The sequence below is a fragment of the Haloarchaeobius pelagicus genome, assembly GCF_051207375.1.
Taxonomy (GTDB): Archaea; Halobacteriota; Halobacteria; order Halobacteriales; family Natrialbaceae; genus Haloarchaeobius.
On record NZ_JBPJZD010000001.1, the window covers coordinates 2,064,708 to 2,083,363 of the forward strand.

13 protein-coding genes are annotated in these 18,656 nt (G+C 67.3%); 7 read left to right on the plus strand and 6 right to left on the minus strand.

Annotated features, from left to right (window positions below; all coding sequences use genetic code 11):
- Positions 1-20: 20 nt before the first annotated feature.
- From ACSC1S_RS10855 to ACSC1S_RS10870, 4 genes are all read right to left on the minus strand, one after another.
- Positions 21-1,715 (minus strand): thiamine pyrophosphate-binding protein, encoded by a 1,695-nt coding sequence (locus tag ACSC1S_RS10855; protein WP_435364302.1) that lies wholly within the window; start codon positions 1,713-1,715, stop codon positions 21-23.
- Positions 1,716-2,087: 372 nt separating this feature from the next.
- A complete protein-coding gene (locus ACSC1S_RS10860) occupies positions 2,088-3,374 on the minus strand; it encodes an O-acetylhomoserine aminocarboxypropyltransferase/cysteine synthase family protein (protein ID WP_435318881.1) in 1,287 nt (428 codons plus the stop codon).
- 366 nt (positions 3,375-3,740) lie between these two features.
- The gene (locus ACSC1S_RS10865; protein ID WP_435364303.1) at positions 3,741-4,745 is read right to left on the minus strand and encodes a TIGR04024 family LLM class F420-dependent oxidoreductase; all 1,005 of its coding nucleotides are present in this window, start codon (positions 4,743-4,745) and stop codon (positions 3,741-3,743) included.
- Between the two features lie 99 nt (positions 4,746-4,844).
- A complete protein-coding gene (locus ACSC1S_RS10870) occupies positions 4,845-5,621 on the minus strand; it encodes an SDR family NAD(P)-dependent oxidoreductase (RefSeq protein ID WP_435364304.1) in 777 nt (258 codons plus the stop codon).
- Positions 5,622-5,824: 203 nt separating this feature from the next.
- Here ACSC1S_RS10870 and ACSC1S_RS10875 point away from each other — a divergent pair, with 203 nt between their 5' ends.
- Entirely contained in the window at positions 5,825-7,411 is a 1,587-nt protein-coding gene (locus ACSC1S_RS10875) for a hypothetical protein (RefSeq protein WP_435364305.1), read from the plus strand.
- Positions 7,412-7,525: 114 nt separating this feature from the next.
- A complete protein-coding gene (locus ACSC1S_RS10880) occupies positions 7,526-9,400 on the plus strand; it encodes an ABC transporter ATP-binding protein (RefSeq protein WP_435364306.1) in 1,875 nt (624 codons plus the stop codon).
- 5 nt (positions 9,401-9,405) lie between these two features.
- On the opposite strand, the gene ACSC1S_RS10885 is transcribed toward ACSC1S_RS10880, so the two are convergent.
- Complete coding sequence (locus ACSC1S_RS10885) at positions 9,406-9,837, minus strand: universal stress protein (protein ID WP_435364307.1); 432 nt, start codon at positions 9,835-9,837, stop codon at positions 9,406-9,408.
- 73 nt (positions 9,838-9,910) lie between these two features.
- On the opposite strand from ACSC1S_RS10885, the gene ACSC1S_RS10890 reads away from it, so the two are divergent.
- From ACSC1S_RS10890 to sod, 5 genes are all read left to right on the plus strand, one after another.
- Positions 9,911-11,323, plus strand: coding sequence for a cryptochrome/photolyase family protein (locus ACSC1S_RS10890; protein WP_435364308.1), 1,413 nt, complete (start codon positions 9,911-9,913; stop codon positions 11,321-11,323).
- An 84-nt stretch (positions 11,324-11,407) separates the two neighbouring features.
- Positions 11,408-13,132, plus strand: a complete 1,725-nt coding sequence (locus tag ACSC1S_RS10895; RefSeq protein WP_435364309.1) for a histidine kinase N-terminal 7TM domain-containing protein — start codon at positions 11,408-11,410, stop codon at positions 13,130-13,132.
- A 211-nt stretch (positions 13,133-13,343) separates the two neighbouring features.
- Positions 13,344-14,249, plus strand: a complete 906-nt coding sequence (locus ACSC1S_RS10900; protein WP_435364310.1) for a UbiA family prenyltransferase — start codon at positions 13,344-13,346, stop codon at positions 14,247-14,249.
- Between the two features lie 99 nt (positions 14,250-14,348).
- Entirely contained in the window at positions 14,349-16,040 is a 1,692-nt protein-coding gene (locus ACSC1S_RS10905) for a histidine kinase N-terminal 7TM domain-containing protein (RefSeq protein WP_435364311.1), read from the plus strand.
- A gap of 62 nt (positions 16,041-16,102) precedes the next feature.
- Positions 16,103-16,714, plus strand: coding sequence for a superoxide dismutase [Mn] (sod, locus tag ACSC1S_RS10910; RefSeq protein ID WP_435318894.1), 612 nt, complete (start codon positions 16,103-16,105; stop codon positions 16,712-16,714).
- 29 nt (positions 16,715-16,743) lie between these two features.
- Here the strand turns inward: sod and ACSC1S_RS10915 are convergent, their stop codons facing one another.
- On the minus strand, positions 16,744-18,558 hold the full coding sequence (locus ACSC1S_RS10915; RefSeq protein WP_435364312.1) for a sensor histidine kinase: 1,815 nt from the start codon (positions 18,556-18,558) through the stop codon (positions 16,744-16,746).
- Positions 18,559-18,656 lie beyond the last annotated feature (98 nt).

Consider the following 18,656-nt stretch of genomic DNA (forward strand, 5'->3'; position numbering starts at 1 on the left):
GCCGACTCGCCGGCCGGTCCTCAGTCCTCGATGAGCACGTCGACGACCGACGGGCCGGACTCCGCGACCGCAGCCGAGAGCGTCTCCTCCAGTTCGGAGACTGATTCCACGAGGTACCCCGACGCGCCGTGACTCTCGGCGTTCTTCGGGATATCGACCGGCGGGTCGAAGTCCATGCCGACGAACTCGTAGTCCGACTCCTCGCCGCCGAACATGCTGACGGTGTTGTCCTTCAGGATGCGGTAGTTCCGGTTGTCCGGGACCACGACCGTCAGGTCGAGGTCGTACCGGGCCGCGGTGTAGAGCGAGTTCGGGTAGTAGAGGTAGGAGCCGTCGCCGACGAACCCGTAGATGGTTCGAGATTCCTCACGGTCGTGCTCGGCGAGTGCCGCGCCGACGGACGCCGGCAGGCCGTAGCCGAGGCCACCACCCTTGTTCCCCATTATCTGGCCCGTCTGGAAGTCCCAGCGCGTGAGCAGGGCGTACCGCGAAGTCACGCCCTCGTCCATGACGAACGCGTCCGGGTCGACCGACTTCATCGCGTCCACGAGGTCGGCCTTCGAGATGGCATCCTCGGCAGTATCGTCCTCGCCCATCGCGGTCATCTGCTGGCTGGCGAGCTGTTTCATCGCGTCCACCTGGACCAGGCGTTCCTCGCGCGTCTCGGCGTCGACCCGGTCGTCCACCTCCGCCGCGAGTTCGGCCATGACGTGGCCCATATCCCCGGTCACCACGGTCGCGGGGTGGTTCTTCGCGCCCTCCCACGGCTGGTCGGTCAGGTCCACGATGGTCGCATCGTCGGGCACCAGCGGGTTCTCGTGGGCCCACAGCGTCGTGTTGGTCGAACAGCCCGCGAAGACGAGCGTATCGGTGTGGAACAGCGTCTGGGCCAGTTGCTCGTCCGGCGGGACGTGGCTCACCCACTGCTCGTGGTCGGTCGGGAAGTTCACCTCGTAGCCCAGTATCTCGCCGTGGACTCGCGCGCCCGCCGCCTCCGCGAGGTCGACCGCCGCCTCGACGGGGTCCACGCCCGACCAGGCGCGGTGCCGGCCGACGTGGTCTCCGACGACGAGCACCGGATTGTCGGCCTCGGCCAGCGCGTCGGCGGCCTGCTCGATGGCCCGCGGGTCGCCCCGGCCCGGGTTCGGGATGGTCCCGACCGGCTCCGGCTCCGTGTCGGTCTCCTCGGTCATCACGTCCAGCGGGAGCGCCAGGAAGACCGGCCCGGTCGGTGGTGTGCAGGCGACCCGGAAGGCCCGCCGGAGCATCGTCGGCAGCGCCTCGACGGAGAGCACCTCGTCGGCCCACTTCGTGTACTGCTCGGTGAGTTTGACCAAATCGCCCGAGAGGATAGGCTCCTCGTGCCGGAAGTGACGCTCGTGGTTCCCCGCGGTGACCACGAGTGGTGCACCGGCCATGTACGCCCCGTACAGGTTCCCGAGCCCGTGAGCCATCCCCGGCGCGACGTGGAGGTTGACGACGCCCGCGGGAAGCCCCTCGTCCTCGTCGGCGAACTGGCGCTTGACGCTGGCGTACCCGGCGGCCGCCCCGACCGCCACGTCCTCGTGCAGGCCCAGGATGTACTCCAGCTCGGAGTCCGCGATGGCGTTCACGACGGGCAGTTCGGTCGTCCCGGGGTTGCCGAAGACGTACTCGACGCCGTACGCGTCGAGGGCGTCCACGAACAACTGTGCACCCGTTCGGGATTCTGTCATGCGTCGAGTGTCGGGTGGTGGTGACAAAACGATTCGCCTGCTGCGTGTCTCAGTCCGTGGAGCCAGGATGGGTTGTGTTTCCAGTTCGTCCGCACCAGTCAGGGAAGGCTAGCAGTTCACTCGCGCCGATGGTAATGGAAACCGCAACCGCCCCGCACAGCACAGCACCGCGTCCACACCCTCCCCAGCCGATTCCGGTGCTCGTTCCGCTCCGCTCCACTGCGCTCCTCATCCCTCGCGCGCTTCCGACTCGCGGCCTGCTCACGGCTGCGCCGTTCGCTTCGAGGCACTCCGTGCCTCGCACGGCACGCTCGCCAGCGCGCGCCAGACAAGACAGAAAGAGAAGAATCGTCGAAGACTGCTGTGACCGCGTCAGTGCGCCTGCTCGATGGCCTGGTCGAGGTCCGCGATGATGTCGTCGACCTCCTCGATGCCGACCGAGAGCCGGACGAGGTCGGGCGTCACGCCGCTGGCCATCTGCTCCTCCTCCGTGAGCTGCTGATGGGTGGTGCTGCCGGGGTGGATGATGAGCGACTTGGCGTCGCCGACGTTGGCGAGCAGGCTCAGGAGTTCCGTGCTCTCGGTGACGGCGCGGCCGGCCTCGTAGCCGCCTTCGAGCCCGAACGTGATCATGCCGCCGTAGCCGCCGTCGAGGTACTCGGATGCCGTCTCGTGGGTCTCGTGGCTTTCGAGTCCGGGATAGGTGACCCACTCGACCTTCGGGTGGTCCTCGAGGAACTGGGCGACCTCGAGCGCGTTCTCGGAGTGGCGCTCGACGCGCAGGGGCAGGGTCTCGAGCTTCTGGATGGTGACCCAGGCGTCGAAGGGAGCCTGCTGGTCACCGAGGTCGCGCAGGCCGCGGGCGCGGGCGGCCATCGCGAACGCCATGTCGCCGAAGCGCTCCTGGAAGTTGACACCGTGATACGCCGGGTTGTCGCCGGCGACCTCGGGGTAGTCCTCGGCGGTCCAGTCGAACGAGCCGCCGTCGATGAGGACGCCACCGATGGAGGTGCCCGAGCCGTGGATCCACTTCGTGGTGGAGTGCCAGACGAGGTCGGCACCGTGGTCGAGCGGGTTGCAGAGGTACGGCGTCGCGAACGTGTTGTCCACGAACAGGGGCGCGCCGTGTTCGTGAGCGATGTCCGCGATGCGCTGGATGTCAGGCGTCACGAGCGCCGGGTTCCCGATGGTCTCGAGGTGGACGTACGCCGTGTCCTCGTCGATGGCCTCGGCGTAGGCATCGTAGTCCAGCGTCTCGACGAAGCGAGCCTCGACCCCGCGCCGCGGCGCGGTGTGGGTGAAGTAGGTGTAGGTGCCGCCGTAGAGCGACGACGCGGTGACGATGTTGTCACCCTCGCCCGCGAGCACGAACGTCGCGAGGTCGAGCGCGGCCATCCCGGAGGAGGTCGCGACGGCCGCGACCCCGTTCTCGAGCTTGGCGAGGCGCTGTTCGAGTACCGCATTGGTCGGGTTCATGATGCGGCTGTAGATGTTGCCCGCCTCCTCCAGCGCGAAGAGGCTGGCCGCGTGCTCGGCGTCGTCGAAGACGTACGAGGTCGTCTGGTAGAGCGGCGGTGCGCGCGACCCGGTTGTCGGGTCGGGTTCCTGGCCGGCGTGGACGCTGTTCGTTGCGAAGCCGTGAGAGTCGTCGTCTGCCATACGTCCGTATCGTCTCACTCGTGCCCTTAACCTACCGACAGCCACAACACTGGCCTCGTTTCTCTGACGATGGGCGGTGGACACTACGGGCGGGTTCCGGACGAGAATCGCCTCCTCTGCACCCCTCGTAGACGAATATGTGCCCCAGGACCGACTGCACGAGTACTTCCCCGTCACAGATACCGGCAACAGTGGCCGCCAGAGAACAGCGCGAACGTTGAAGTACGAACCCGGAACCACACCCGACGTGCGCTGAGAACCGCCACGGGACGTGTCGCGGGTGTGTGACACGGCCGTCCCGTGTCCTGTCGCTCCGTGTCGCCTGTTCGCCACCGAAAAGAAACCGACCGCGCTAAACCTACCGCGTTATGCGTCCGGCGCGAGCGCTTCGAGCGTCGCGTGGATCTGCTCCTGGGTCGCCGCACGCGGGAAGCCCACGCTGACGGCGTCGACGCCCTCGATGTCCGCGAACTTCTGGAGTTCGTCACTGGCGCGCTCGGGCGTCCCGGCCGCCGTGAAGTCGTCCAGCATCTCGTCGGTGAATATCTCGAGCGCCTCCTCGCGGTCGCCGTTCATCCAGTTCGCCGCGATGGCGTGGGCCTCCTCCTCGTAGCCCTGTCGCGCCAGCGAGTCGCGGTAGTACGTCCCCATCGCGCCGACGTAGAACGCGGAGTGCTGGCGGGTCAGCTCCCGAGCCTCCTCGCCGTCTTCCAGCGCACAGCACGTCAGCGACAGCGTGCACTGCTGCTGGCTGCGGTCACGGTCGCCCATCTCACCACCGCGCTCGAAGTCGTCCAGCCGGTCGCGCATCGTCTCCGGCGTGAAGAGGATGGCGTGCCAGCCGTCGGCGAAGCGCCCGGCGAGTTCGACCGCTTTCGGCCCCATGCCGGCCACGTCCACACTCGGGGCGGGCTCGGGCGGGTCACAGCGCAGCCGGAACCCGGAGACGTTGAAGTACTCGCCGTTGTAGTCGAGTTCCTCGCCGGCGAGCACCATCTTGATGATGTCGACGTACTCGCGGGTGCGTCGCAGCGGGTTCCCGAAGTCCTCGCCGTGCCAGCCGCCGATGACGGCCGGCCCCGAGGGACCGATACCGAGGCGGAACCGCCCGTCGGAGACCTCCTGGAGCGTCGCGGCCGTCTGTGCCAGCAGGGCCGGCGACCGCGAGTAGACGTTCATGATGGAGGAGCCGATGCCGATCTCCTCGGTCGCGTGGGCGATGCTCGTCATGATGGTGACCGCGTCGCGGCCCCACGTCTCGGGGAGCCAGACGAAGTCGTAGCCCAGTTCCTCGGCCTTGACGGCCTGGTCGACGAAGTCCTGGACGCTCTCCTGTGCGGCGACTGGCAGGTGGACGTGCCGTTCGGTCATGCTCTGTGAAGGGATGCCACCCCAACAACAAAAAGAGGGATGGAAGTTGTGTGTCGTTGAACCCTGTTTGCTACTGGTCGCAGTTCACTCACTCGCGTCTCAGACGTCCGGCGTCTCCATGATGTTCGGGACGCCGGCCGCGACGATGGTCTGGCCGGTGACGTACGAGGAGGCCGGCGAGGCGAGGAACTGCGCCACGTCGGCGATCTCCTCGCTGGTGCCGATGCGCCGTTTCACCTCCTCACGGTCGATCTCGTCGGCGGTGACTCCCATCTGGGAGGCCACACCGGGCGTCGCGACGAACCCGGGCGCGATGCAGTTCACCCGGATGTCGTCGTCGGCCCACTCGAACGCGAGGGTTCGAGTCAGGTTCTCGACCGCGGCCTTCGCGGCCGCGTAGTGGCTCATGTACGGCGCACCCTGCTTCCCGGCCAGACTGGAGAGATTGAGAACGACCCCACCGCCGTCGGCGAGGTGCTCCTTCGCGGCCTGTGTGCAGTGGTAGGTGCCCGTGAGGTTGATGTCGACGATGGTCGACCAGCCGTTCGGCGAGATATCGTCGAAGCCGGCCATGAACGACGCGCCAGCGTTGTTCACCAGCACGTCGAGCCCGCCGAACTCCTCGACGGTCGCCTCGACCAGCGCCTCGACCGCGTCGCGCTCGGTCACGTCACACTCGACCGCGTGCGCATCGCCCGGCCGGTCGCTCTCCGTGATGGCCTCGGCGACCGGTTCGACGTTCTCCATGTCCCGCGAACAGACGACGACGTCGATGCCGTCGTCCGCGAATCGCTCCGCGATGACCTTCCCGATGCCACTCGATGACCCGGTGACGATGGCTACGTCACCGTCGACGTGGAACTGTTCGGTCGTCATCGTCGTCCCTCCGCGTCGTGAACTTGCATACGCTCGGAGAGTGTACGGGGGGCGAGATAAAAGTGAACGAACCCCACACGGAGGGCCGGGACCACCAATATTCACCGAATCAGCGATTGAATCAACGGTTTTGTGGAGGATACTGATAAGTACGTATAAATTCACCCTCGTGGTACCTGTCCAGAACTGAATCGGTCGAGGCGATGAGCAACAGGACACCTGAGACGCGACGACACGGGATGACGGTCGCCAGAGACGGTGTCATCGTCGAGAAACGACTCGACGTCCAGACCATGCCGCTCCCTGCGGTGTCGTTCGACATCGTCTCGGACCGCACGGACCTGGTCGAGGTGACGCTGGTGGAACAGCTCCCGCCGGACCTGAGCGCCGACAGACTGGGCTTCCATCCCGGGTTCGGGGCCGAGAACTGGACCTGCTACGGCGGGGGTGAACTCGTCTGGCGAGGTCGCCTCGCCCCCGACGAACACGTCCAGACCGTCTTCGGTGTCTGGCTCGACAGCCCCGACCGGGCGCTCTCCTTACTCACATCACCGACCGTCGAGGCCATCCGCGAGGTCGGCGAGGATACCGACCCCCTGGTCCTCGACGAATCCTTCGTCGCGACACCGGATACGGGACCGACGGAGCTCAAGCGCGCCGTTGAGGCGGCCGTCCCGCAGGAGGCACTTCGCGCCGAAAGTGGCCTGCCGCAGTGGAGCGACCTGCCCGAAGCAGGCACCGACCTCACTGCCCCCTCCCGCGAGGCGGTCGGAGAGGTGGTCGCCGCTATCTCGGGTGGGACCGACGTGTCAGCCCACGACCGGTACTACCATCTCCGGCTCTCCGTCGAAACGGCGGGCCGTGGCGACCGCGAGGTCTCGGTGCTCGAAGACCTGACCAACGCCCTGTCGGTGCTGTACGCTGACGCAGATGACAGGGACGACGGTGCGTGGCGCGTGCTGGACGTGGCCATCGGGACGAACTGGCAGGCCGAACGCATCGTGACTGCTCTCGGTGACGATCACCGTGTCTCCGGCCTGCTCGTGACGGAACTCACCGGGGCGGTGAACAGTGGAGACCACGACCGCGAGCCCCAGTCGACCAGCCTCTCATCAGGTGTCTCCGAGACTGACCCGGTGACCGCGGAGCTGGCGTCGACCGTCCTCTTCGGAGAGAGTGCCGCGACTGCAGGGACTGCCCCCGAGGACGCGGCCGACGAGCAGACCGGCTCTCCAGAGCCGACAGCGACGGAAGCTGCGGGAGCGGCTGCAAGCGACACGCCCAGTGACCCGCCCACCGACGCGCCGAGCACGGCCAGCGCGGGTGCAACCGAGGACGACGCGCCGAGCGACGACTTCGGTGCGGGGGCCGTCGACGACTTCGGCGGTTTCGAACCGGCGGAGACGACCGGTTCGAGTGCCGAGGAGGAACCGGCAGACGAGGGAACCGACGAGTTCGGTGACGCCGAGGCGTTCGAGAACGCCTTCGAGTTCGACGACGAGAGCAGCGGGTTCGACACGTTCGAGCAGGCGGACCCCGAGGAACGTGCCGAGTCCGAGCCCGACGATGCAGCCGCGGAGACCAGTGACGACGACGACGCGGCCAGCGACTCCGACGATTCGATGGCGGTGTTCGCCGAGCTCAAAGAAGAGACCGAGCAGGCGAGCGTCTCCGACCTCGACGAGGAACTCGAAGACGTGGTGCTCTCCCCGAACGAGGAAGAGGAGTACAGCATCGCCGACCTCCTCGACGACATCGACGAGGAGGAGAACACGGCGTCACCAGCCTGAGGACGCGCTCTTCTCACCCGTCGTACAGCTCGTGGAACCACCGCCCGGTCTCGGCAATCCTGACCACGAAGCGATGGGACGATAAGGCGATGCCACCACTCGGTTGATAACTCGATGGCTTCGTCCGAGGATACGCCGTTCGACCAGTACCGCGCCGACGTAGACCGTCCACTGCTCCGGCTGTTCCGCGAGTACGGCCTCCCCCGACTGCGCTGGTTCACCGCGGGGAACGTCGCGAACCTGGTCGGCCGAAGCGCGAGTCTGCTCCCGCCGCTGGTCCTGGGGACCGCCATCGACGCCATCTTCACCGGCGACGGAAGCTACAGCTTGCCCCTGGTTCCGGCTGCCTGGTTGCCGACCGAGCAGGCCGCACAGTTCTGGTTCTCGGTCGCGCTCATCGTCGTCGGCTTCGTCGTGACCGGCATCGGGACGTTCCTCTGGGGTGTGACGATGAACCGGTTCGCCCACGGCGTGATGCACGAGGTCCGGACCGACACCTTCGCCGCGATGCAGGCGCTCGACATGGCCTTCTTCGACGACAAGCAGACCGGCGAGGTGATGTCGGTGCTGAACAACGACGCGTCGAACCTGGAGACGTTCCTCGACGATGCGCTCAGCGAGGGGCTGCGAATCGTCGTGATGGTTCTCGGTATCGCCGGTATCCTCGTCTATCTGAACCCGCAACTGGCCGCCGTCACGCTCCTGCTCGTGCCCGCGATGGGGCTGTTCACCTGGTGGTTCATGCACCGGGTCGAACCCCTGTATAAACGGGTCCGAAGCGACGTGGGCAACCTGAACACGCGCCTGGAGAACGCGCTCTCCGGTGTGGAGCTGGTCAAGACGACGGGCACCGAGGAGTACGAGACCGGACGTGTGCGAGCGGCCTCCAACGACCTCTACGAGTCCAACATGGCCGTGCTCACGCTGAGCTACTTCTACCGGCCCGGGATGGAACTCCTGGCCGGGCTCTCGTTCGCCGCGACGTTCCTCGTCGGCGGCCTCTGGCTGTTCCAGGGCCCGCCGTTCGGGCTCACAGGCACCTTGACGGTGGGAGAGTTCGTCACCTTCGTCTTCCTGACCCAGCGATTCGTCGAACCGCTCTCGCAGGCGTCGAACCTCGTCGACTGGTACGAGAACGCGAAGGCCTCCGGCGAGCGTGTCTTCGGCTTGATGGACGTGCCCCCACACGTCGTCGAGGCCGACGACGCGGTTCCGCTGTCGGACGTGGATGGTGCCGTCGAGTACGACGACGTGAGCTTCGGCTACGACGACGAGCTGGTCCTGCAGGACATCGATTTCGAGGTCGACCCCGGCGAGACGGTCGGGCTGGTCGGGCCGACGGGAGCCGGGAAGTCGACCGTCGTGAAGCTGCTGCTCCGGCTGTACGACGTGAACGCCGGGCAGGTCAGCATCGACGACCAGGACGTGCGCGAGGTGACTGTCGCCTCGCTCCGGTCGGCGATCGGCTACGTCTCACAGGACCCGTTCCTGTTCGATGGCACCATCGCCGAGAACATCCGGTACGGCCGGTTCGACGCGAGCGACGAGGCGGTCCGCGAGGCGGCGAAGGCAGCCGAAGCTCACGAGTTCGTCGCGAACCTCCCGGATGGCTACGACACCCGGGTCGGCGAGCGCGGCGTGAAGCTCTCGGGTGGCCAGCGCCAGCGCCTCGCCATCGCCCGTGTCGTGTTACAGGACCCGGCCATCCTCGTGCTCGACGAGGCGACCTCCAGCGTCGACACCGAGACCGAGGTGCTCATCCAGCGGAGCATGGACGCGGTCAGCGCCGACCGCACCACGTTCGTCATCGCCCACCGGCTCTCGACGGTGAAAGACGCCGACACTATCCTGGTGCTCGAAGACGGCTCGGTCGTCGAGCGCGGCAGCCACGACGAGTTACTGGACGAGGACGGGGTCTACGCGACCCTCTGGCGGGTGCAGGCGGGTGAGATAGAGGCGCTTCCGGACCGGTTCCTCGAATCGGTGTAACGCCGTCAGGAGCGGACCGTCAGCACGGGAACCGGTGACTGTCTGACCACGCGTTCTGACACGCTTCCCATGAGGAACTTGTCGATGCCACTGCGACCGTGACTGCCGAGGACGACGAGGTCGACGTCCCCGTCCTCGATCGTCGCCAGAATCTGTTCGGCCGGCGACCCGCGGACGATGTGCTCCTCGACCGGGGTGATACCGCCCTCGGTCGCCCACTCGACGACCTCCGTGACGATACCTGTCGCTTCCTCCTCGAGTCGCTCCACGAGCTGGTGGCTCCGGGCGTCGAGCGGGAGCAGGTCGTCGTCGACCACGTGCATGACCGTCAGCTTGGCGTCGTATCGGGTCGCGAGGTCGATGGCGTGCTCGGCCGCGTGCTCGGAGGCGTCGCTCCCGTCGACAGGGACGAGGATGTGACTGTATCCCACGGACATGTGTCTATGTAAGGCGGCCGAGAACTTGACCGTTGGCACGCGGTTCTTATATCTATCACCCCAGGTACGAGACATGCAACTCCACTGGCACCGCGCCGACCTGCGCGCCAGCGACAACCGGGCGCTGTCGGCCGCGGCGACGAGCGCCGACGAGCTCGGCCCGGTCTGTCCCGTGTTCGTCTTCGACGACGCCGTGCTGGCACACGGGTCGCCACCGCGTGTCGCGTTCATGCTCGACGCCCTGGCCGCCCTTCGCGAGTGGTACCGGGGGCACGGGAGCGACCTGCTGGTCCGTCACGGTGACCCCCGCGAGGTGCTGCCGGCGCTGGCCGACGAGCACGCCGCCGGGCGCGTCGTCTGGAACAAGGGCTACTCGGGCCTCGCCAGGGAACGCGACGCCGCGGTCCGGCAGGCACTGAACGACGCCGATATCGCCCGGGAGTCGTTCGAGGACGCCCTGCACCACGAGCCGGGCTCCATCACGACCAACCAGGGCGACCCGTACTCGGTCTACACCTACTTCTGGAAGAAGTGGCGCGACCGGGCGAAGGAAGCGCCCTACGACGCCCCCGACGAGGGCGCACTGGCGGACGTGACGGGCGACGACCTGCCGACGCTCGCCGAGCTGGGCTTCGACGAGCCCGAAGCGACCATCCAGTCCGCGGGCACCGAGCCCGCCAGGGACCGCCTCGTGTCGTTCTGCGAGTCGGACATCTACGACTACGCGGAGCGGCGGGACTACCCGACCGACGAGTGCACGTCTCGGCTGTCGGCCGACCTGAAGTGGGGCACCATCGGCATCCGGGAGGTGTACGAGGAGACCGAGGCCGCCGCGGATTTCGCCGAGACGGAGGACGACCTCGAATCGGTCCGCGAGTTCCAGTCACAGCTCGCCTGGCGGGAGTTCTACCACCACGTGCTCTACTTCAATCCCGAGGTGGTCTCGGAGAACTACAAGGAGTACGAGTACGATATCGCGTGGCGGACCGACCCCGACGAGTTGCAGGCGTGGAAGGACGGCGAGACGGGCTACCCCATCGTCGACGCCGGGATGCGCCAGCTTCGCGAGGAGGGCTACGTCCACAATCGCGTCCGGATGATCGTCGCCTCCTTCCTCACCAAGGACTTGCTCATCGACTGGCGCGAGGGGTACGACTGGTATCGCGAGAAGCTGGTCGACCACGACACGGCGAACGACAACGGTGGCTGGCAGTGGGCCGCCTCGACCGGCACCGACGCACAGCCGTACTTCCGCATCTTCAACCCGATGACGCAGGGCGAGCGCTACGACCCCGACGCCGAGTACATCAGGCAGTACGTCCCCGAGTTGCGCGATGCCGACCCGTCGCTCGTCCACGGCTGGCACGAGGCGTCCCAGATGATGCGCGACCAGGAGGCACCCGACTATCCCGCCCCCATCGTCGACCACGCCGAGCGCCGAGAACAGGCCCTCTCGATGTTCAAATCCGCACGTGGGGAGGAGTGACGGGGGGCGAGTAGAATTAAGTTGGAAAGACGAAGAGTAGCTACCAACGATGGGGAGTGTCAGTTCGCCTGAAAGTACTAGCGGGTGCCGGTCGACAGCGGGGCGGACAGGATGCTGACCGACGCGACCCCGTTACACGTGGTCGCGGTCCTCGGCGTCGTCCTCGCCGTCGCGTTCATGCTTCTCGCGTGGCGATACCGCGACCGGCCGGGCGCGAGACCCTTCATCGTCATGCTCTTCGGCGTGACCTGGTGGGTCGCGACCGCGGCCGCGGGGATGTGGACGACGGACGAGAGCATACACTACCTTCTCGTCCGAATCCAGTACCCCGGCGCGGCCCTCGTCCCGACCGCCTGGCTGCTGTTCGCACTGGAGTACACCGGGCGAGAGGAGTACGTCACGTGGCGGTCGACCGCGGCGATCGCTGCCCTCCCAGCACTGGCCGTCGTCGGCGTCTGGACCAATCCACAGTTCGGGCTGATGTGGGACGACCGCTGGGTCGACGTCGTCGGTGGCGTCGCCCAGTTCGAGGCCTCGTTCGGCATCGGCTACTGGGTGTTCGCCCTCTACTCGTACCTGTTGCTCGGCGTGGGCGCGACCCTGCTTCTGGTCCTCGCTCTCGACAGCACCTCGGTGTACCGCCGACAGGCGGGCGCGATGGTCCTGGCAGCGGTTCTCCCGTTCGTCACACAGGTCCTGTACCTCACCCACCCCGGCCCGATACCGGAGGTGAACCTGACCCCGTTCGGCTTCATCGGGTCGGCCGCCATCGGTATCGCGGCTATCGGCCGGTTCGGCTTCCTCGAATCGGACCCCGTCGCCTCCCAGGTCGCACCGAACCGCGTCATCGAACGACTCGACGACGCCGTGGTCGTTCTCGACCGGAACCGGCAGGTCGTCGATGCGAACCCGGCCGCAGAGCGCATCCTCGGGACTGGTGTCGTCGGGCACGACGCCGACGCGGTGCTCCCGGAGGTGGTCGACATCGACACGCTCGCTGCCGGCGGCGACGTGCCGACGGTCGAGCACTCGAACGACGGTGAGACCCGCTACTTCGATTCGAGCACCAGCGCCCTGCGGGACCGACGTGGCACCGTGACGGGCTGGGTGCTGACGTTCCACGACGTCACCGACCGACGACGGCGGGAGCGCCGGACCGAGACGCTCACCCGCGTCCTGCGCCGGACCCTCCGCGAGGAGATGGACGCGGTGTATAGCCACGCCGGGGAGATCCGCGAGGACGACGAGGTGGTGACCGATCTCCAGGAGCGCGCCCGGGACGCGCTCGAGCTCGGCTCGGTCGCCGAGGAGTTCGAACCCCTGCTCGGCGATTCGGTGTCGGACCCGCCCGCAGACATCGTCCCCATCGTCGGTGCCGAACTCGACAGGGTCCGCGAGCGCTATCCGCGGGTGGACGTGTCTCTCGATGCACCCCTGGGCGAATGGGCTCACTGCGGGGCACTGTTCGAACCGGTGTTCCGGGCGCTCGTGAACGATGCGGCTGCGCGGGCGACCGGGCCCGAACCGACGGTGACCGTCGACGTTCGGGTCGACGAGTCGGACGGCAGGGTCACCGTCAGCGTGACCGACAGCGGCCCGGCCCGGTCCGACCAGAGTCGCGCCGTGCTGTGTGAGGGTGCCGTCCCGACCGAGGCCGACGACTCCGATGCGTCGACGCTCTCGCTGTGGCTCGTGCACTGGGGGGTCGACCACCTCGGGGGGTCGGTGGCCGTTCCGGACACCGACACCGGCCGGGTCGACCTTCGGCTGCCGCTCGTGGAGGAGACGGCAGTGTCGGCCTTCGACTGAGGCGTCGAGTCCCTCTTTTCCGGTTTGCTGCTTCGACACGTCGCGCCTCGACAGCGTTGGTCACGTCCACTGCGTCGGTTTGCCAGTGGCAACGCGGTCGGAACTGGTGCGTCGGTTTGCCAGTGGCGACGCGGTCGGAACTGGTGACGGTCGACGTCCCACCGCGACAACCCCCAAACTTATTTCCTTTAGAGATGCCCAATGGCTATAGATGAGCCAATCAACCGACCGATTCAGCAACCAGTCCATCCGCAACCGGCTACCGGACCCGACCGCGAGAGTCCAGTCCCTCGCGGGGGTCGCGGTCCACACGTCGCTGCTCGACGGGGCCGTCGCCGCGACGAAGGTCGTGGTCGTCAGTGCGTTGCTGTCGGTCTCACTCTCACCGGCCGTCGCCCTCGCGTTCCTCGTCACCTTCGGCGTCTACGGGTCGAACAAGCTCGTCGACGCCGAGGACGCCGTGAACTGCCCGGACCGGGCCGCGTTCGTCGCCCGGCACCGCGCGGCCCTCACGCTGGCGACGGTCGGCGGGTACGGCCTCGCGCTCGTCCTCGCCGCACTCGAAGGGCCGCTGGCGGTCGCCCTGACACTGGTCCCCGGGGCCGCCGCGCTCCTGTACAGTGTCAAGTGGCTCCCGTACGGCGGCGGGACGCGGGTCAAGGACGTCTTCCTCCTCAACACGGTTCTGGTCGCGGCCGCCTGGGCGGTCTACATCTCGTTCATCCCGGTTGCGTTCACCGACCGGCTCCCCGGCGCGCCCGCACTCACCCTCTGTGCGTTCTTCTTCCTCCAGACCGTCGTCGCCGGTGAGGTCCTCAACGCTCGCGACGTGGTCGGTGACCGTCGCGAGGGCGTCAGCACGCTCCCGACGCGGCTCGGCGTCGAGCGGGCGCAGACGGTCCTCTACGGCCTCGACGGACTCACCATCACGCTCCTGCTCGGCGCGGGTCTCGTCGGCACGCTCGACGAACAGGCCGTGCTCGCGCTGCTTCCCGCGGTCGGCTACTCGCTGCTCGTGACGGCGCTCGTCGGTCGTGACGTCGACCTCTCGCGGCTGTGTGCCTGGCGCGACCTGGAATACCCGCTCATGCTGGCCGGAGTCGTGGTCTTCCTGTGAGCCGACTCAGCACTCGATATCACCATTCGAGTTAAGTCTGATGCCGATGAACCACCGCATACACGTACAGACTGCAAGATGCCGCATTCTCTCACCGCCATGAGTTTGCTCCTCTTTGCCGCCGTCATAGCCGCGGTTGTTGCAGTCTTCGCCTATCGCCAGCGCCCGAAACCCGGGGCGATCTGGCTCGCCCTGCTGCTGGCCGGTGTCGCCTGGTGGGCGGCCGTCTACGCCGTCGAACTCCCGATCACACCCCTCCCGGTGCGACAGCCGTTCATGAAGCTCCAGTGGCTCGGGAGTCTCAGCATCCCGGTGTTCTGGCTGTTGTTCTCCCTGGAGTACACGGGCCGGGACCGCTGGGTCAACCCCATTTCCATCGCCGGGCTCTTCGTCGTCCCGACGGTCGTGGCCGCGCTGGTGTTCACCTTCGAACACCACACCTTGCTCTACCGGTCGGTCGAACTCGTCCAGAACGGTGACCTCTACGCCGTCGAACACGTGTTCGGCCCGGCGTTCTACGTCGGCATCGGCTACTCCTACCTGCTCACGCTGGTCGGGTCGGCGCTGTTCGTCTCCCTGCTGGCTGGCCGGAGTTCGACCCACCGCAAGCAGTCGCTCGCGCTCCTCGTCGCCATCGTCGCCCCCTGGCTCGGCAACCTCGTCTACATCTTCGACGTCTCCCTGCTCGCCGATGTGGACCCGACGCCGATGGCGTTCCTGGTGACGGGCGTCGCCAGTTTCGTCGCACTCGAGCAGCTCGACCTGTTCGATGCGGTGCCCGTGCCCGACCGCATCGCCCGCGACATCGTCATCGACGGGATGTACGACCCCGTCGTCGTCGTCGACAACCGCGACCGCATCGTGGACATGAACACCGCGGCGACGACCGTCGTGGGATTCTCTGCACAGACCGCCCTGGGACGGGACGCGAACGAGACCGTCCCGGGCTTCCCCGAGGGCACGGCCGACGGCGAGACCGTGACGGTCGACTCACCCGAGGGCGTTCGCCACTTCGACGTGGCCATCTCGGCCGTCGAGGACGCCCACGGCCGACCACTCGGACAGGTGGTGACGATGCGGGACGTCACCAAGCGCGAACACGACGAGCAGCGCCTGAACGTGCTCAACCGCGTCCTCAGGCACAACCTCCGCAACGAGATGCAGGTCGTCGCCGGCTGTGCCGAGGAACTCCAGTCGCGGCTCGACGACGAGGCGGACGTGGCGCTCGCGACCACCATCGCCGAATCCGCCAACGAGGTCTCCGCACTCGGCGACACCGCCCGGGAGATAGAGGACCTCCTCGAGACCCCGGAGAGCACCCCTGCAATCGGCCTCCGGGACGCCATCGACCGCCTCCTCGACGACGCGGAGACCGAGAACCCCGGGGCGGTCTTTACGCTCCAGTGGACGCCAGACCACGCCATCCGGTGTTTTCGCCCTATCGAGCCGGTGTTGCGTCACCTCCTCGAAGCGGCCACCTCCTCGAACAGACCGCCGAACCCCCACGTCCGACTGTTCGTCGCGGCCGACACCGAGGACTACGTCTCCATCACCGTCGCCGACGACGGGCCGCCGATCTCCGACGCCGAGCGGGCCGTCCTCGAGAGCGGTGCGGAGACGCCGCTGGACCACGCGAGCGGTCTCGACCTCTGGCTGGTCCTCTGGGGGACCCGTGCGATGGGAGGGACACTCGACTTCGAGTCCCACTCCGACACCGGGAACGCGGTCACCGTCCACGTCCCGGTGGTCGAGTCGGCCCAGTCGGCCGACCAGCAGGCGAGTGCGGAGTGATAGCAACCGCCTTCCATACTTTTAAACAGCAGTCGCGCGAAGTATTCCATCGGGTGATACAAATGGCAGAGAAATCCAACGCCGAACTTCCGCCGCTTCCGTACGAGTATGACGCACTCGAACCCGCCATCTCAGAGCAGGTCCTCACGTGGCATCATGACACGCACCATCAGGGTTACGTGAACGGCCTCAACGCCGCCGAAGAGACACTCGCGGAGAACCGCGAGTCTGGCGACTACTCGTCGACGGCCGGTGCGCTCGGCAACGTGACGCACAATGGCTGTGGACACTACCTCCACACCCTCTTCTGGGAGAACATGTCCCCGGAGGGTGGCGACGAGCCCGAGGGTGACCTCCGTGACCGTATCGAGGCCGACTTCGGCTCCTACGAGGGCTGGAAGGGCGAATTCGAGGCTGCCGCCTCCGCCGCCGGTGGCTGGGCACTTCTCGTCTACGACCCGGTCGCCAAGCAGCTCCGCAACGTCAAGGTCGACAAGCACGACCAGGGCGCGCTCTGGGGCGCACACCCCATCCTCGCCTGCGACGTCTGGGAGCACTCCTACTACTACGACTACGGTCCGGACCGCGGTTCCTTCATCGAGGGCTTCTTCGACGTCGTGAACTGGGACAAGGTCGCCGCAGAGTACGAGAAGTGCACGGCGCACTTCGAGTAAGCGACGAGTCGTACAACCACACGTTTTCTTTAGTCGTCGCCGGCCTCGGGAGCGACGCGTCCGTGAGCCGCCGCTATCCCCGTGACCTCGAATCGCGCACCGCCGTCACGGCCGTCGGTCACCGCGAGTGACCAGCCGTGCCCCTCGACGATGCTGCGGACGATCGAGAGCCCGAGCCCGGTGCCGTCCTCGTTGGTCGAGTAGCCGTCTTCGAGCACCTGCTGCCGGTCGTCCTCGGGGATGCCCGGCCCGTCGTCCTCGACGTAGAACCCCTGCTCGTCTCTGGAGAGCGGCCCGACGTGAACCCGGACGTCCGGGGCGGTGTGTTCGACGGCGTCCGCAGCTTGCTGCGGGCTCGTGGAACCGTGTTCCACGGCGTTGCGGAACAGGTTCTCCAGTCCCCGGCGCAGCTGGCGTTCGTCGGCGTGGAACGACCAGTCGCCGTCGACGACGAGCGTCCCCGAACCGGTGTCGACGGTCTCCCAGGCGTCCCAGGCGAGCGACGCCAGGGAGACGGGTTCGGTCGCATCGACGGTCTGGCCGGCGCGGGCCAGTGCCAGCACGTCGTCGATGATGTGCCGCATCCGGTCGTGGGAGACGGTTACCTCGTCGAGGTGGGCGACGTTCCCCGTCTCTCGGGTGAGTTCCACGTACCCCTCGGCGACGTTGAGCGGGTTCCGGAGGTCGTGGCTGACGAGGCTCGCGAAGCGTTCCAGTTGCTCGTTCTGCCGCTCGAGCTCCTCCTCACGGGCCTTTCGTTCGGTGATGTCGTGGAGGAGATAGAGGCGGCCAACGTCGCGGCCCCGGCCGTCACGCTGTGGCGCGGCTTGGACGTCGAAGTAGCGCGTGTCGTACTCGGTCTCGACACCGACGGTCGTCCGAGAGTCCTCGCTGGCGCTGACGGCGACGGCCGCGACGGGCTGGTAGGACTCGTCCAGCACGCTGTCGATGCGGTCCCCGAGCACCGACCGGCCCCGAAGGTCGAGCATGTCCCGGGCGGCCCCGTTGATGTCGACGAGTCGGTCGTCTTCGTCGAGCACGAACACCCCGTCGCGCATGTTCTCGACGACCGCCTCGCGGGCGACCGGGGAGAGGTCGAGAAAGCGGAACCGGAACATTGCCCAGGCGAACGCGAGGCCGGAGGCGAACAGGCCGAACGGCGTCGGGTCGAACGGCGTCAGGTCCGTGATGTAGAAGGCGTTCGCGGTCCAGGGTGCTGCGACCGCGAGCATCAACGTCCGCCCCTGCTGGCGGTACACGTCCTGGGCGTAGTAGAGGTAGCGAAGCAGGTGGTACGTGCCGGCCACCAGCAGCCCGGTACCGTAGGCGAACAGCGCCCAGAACGCGGGGCCGTGGGCGAACCGGTGACCGCTGATCGAGGCGGTCTCGCCCGGTGGAAGGGCCGCTGCCGCGGTCACGTCCGTCCAGAAGACCCGGAGCCCGGGATAGGCGAACGCGAGCGCGACGGCGACGAGACCGACCAGTGCGAACACGCCGACCCGGCGACGGGTCAGGCGGTCGCCGTGGCCGGTGTACTCCAGGACGAGCGCGTACCAGGCGGGGATGATGGTGACGATCGCGACGTACAGCAGTTTGTTCAACAGGAGCGAGCGGTCGGTTCCGGGGACCAGCGAGGAGCCGAGGACCGTCCCGAACCAGAGCGCCATCGACAGCATGAACACGGAGAGCGGGCGCGACCCGGGCGCTGGCCGGTTCCGCCACGCCACGACCGCGACGGCGAGCGAGATGGGGATGCCGACGCTGAACACTGCCTGGAGTGAGAGCCTGACGACGGGCGGGAGCGTCGAGAGCGGACCGAGCGGGGTCGCGGCCCAGACGTTCATGGTTCACGGGTTCTCGACAGCCTCACTTAGATTCGCTGGCCGGGTCATCATGTCTATTGTCGCTGTTTACTGCTGGTTCGCCCCCACGTTCCGGCGAA

Excerpts from the sequence above, each read along its gene's own strand:
- ACSC1S_RS10855 (WP_435364302.1), bottom strand. The coding sequence starts at position 1,715 with ATGACAGAATCCCGAACGGGTGCACAGTTGTTCGTGGACGCCCTCGAC.
- ACSC1S_RS10860 (WP_435318881.1), bottom strand. The coding sequence starts at position 3,374 with ATGGCAGACGACGACTCTCACGGCTTCGCAACGAACAGCGTCCACGCC.
- ACSC1S_RS10865 (WP_435364303.1), bottom strand. The coding sequence starts at position 4,745 with ATGACCGAACGGCACGTCCACCTGCCAGTCGCCGCACAGGAGAGCGTC.
- ACSC1S_RS10870 (WP_435364304.1), bottom strand. The coding sequence starts at position 5,621 with ATGACGACCGAACAGTTCCACGTCGACGGTGACGTAGCCATCGTCACC.
- ACSC1S_RS10875 (WP_435364305.1), top strand. The coding sequence starts at position 5,825 with ATGAGCAACAGGACACCTGAGACGCGACGACACGGGATGACGGTCGCC.
- ACSC1S_RS10880 (WP_435364306.1), top strand. The coding sequence starts at position 7,526 with ATGGCTTCGTCCGAGGATACGCCGTTCGACCAGTACCGCGCCGACGTA.
- ACSC1S_RS10885 (WP_435364307.1), bottom strand. The coding sequence starts at position 9,837 with ATGTCCGTGGGATACAGTCACATCCTCGTCCCTGTCGACGGGAGCGAC.
- ACSC1S_RS10890 (WP_435364308.1), top strand. The coding sequence starts at position 9,911 with ATGCAACTCCACTGGCACCGCGCCGACCTGCGCGCCAGCGACAACCGG.
- ACSC1S_RS10900 (WP_435364310.1), top strand. The coding sequence starts at position 13,344 with ATGAGCCAATCAACCGACCGATTCAGCAACCAGTCCATCCGCAACCGG.
- ACSC1S_RS10905 (WP_435364311.1), top strand. The coding sequence starts at position 14,349 with ATGAGTTTGCTCCTCTTTGCCGCCGTCATAGCCGCGGTTGTTGCAGTC.
- sod (WP_435318894.1), top strand. The coding sequence starts at position 16,103 with ATGGCAGAGAAATCCAACGCCGAACTTCCGCCGCTTCCGTACGAGTAT.
- ACSC1S_RS10915 (WP_435364312.1), bottom strand. The coding sequence starts at position 18,558 with ATGAACGTCTGGGCCGCGACCCCGCTCGGTCCGCTCTCGACGCTCCCG.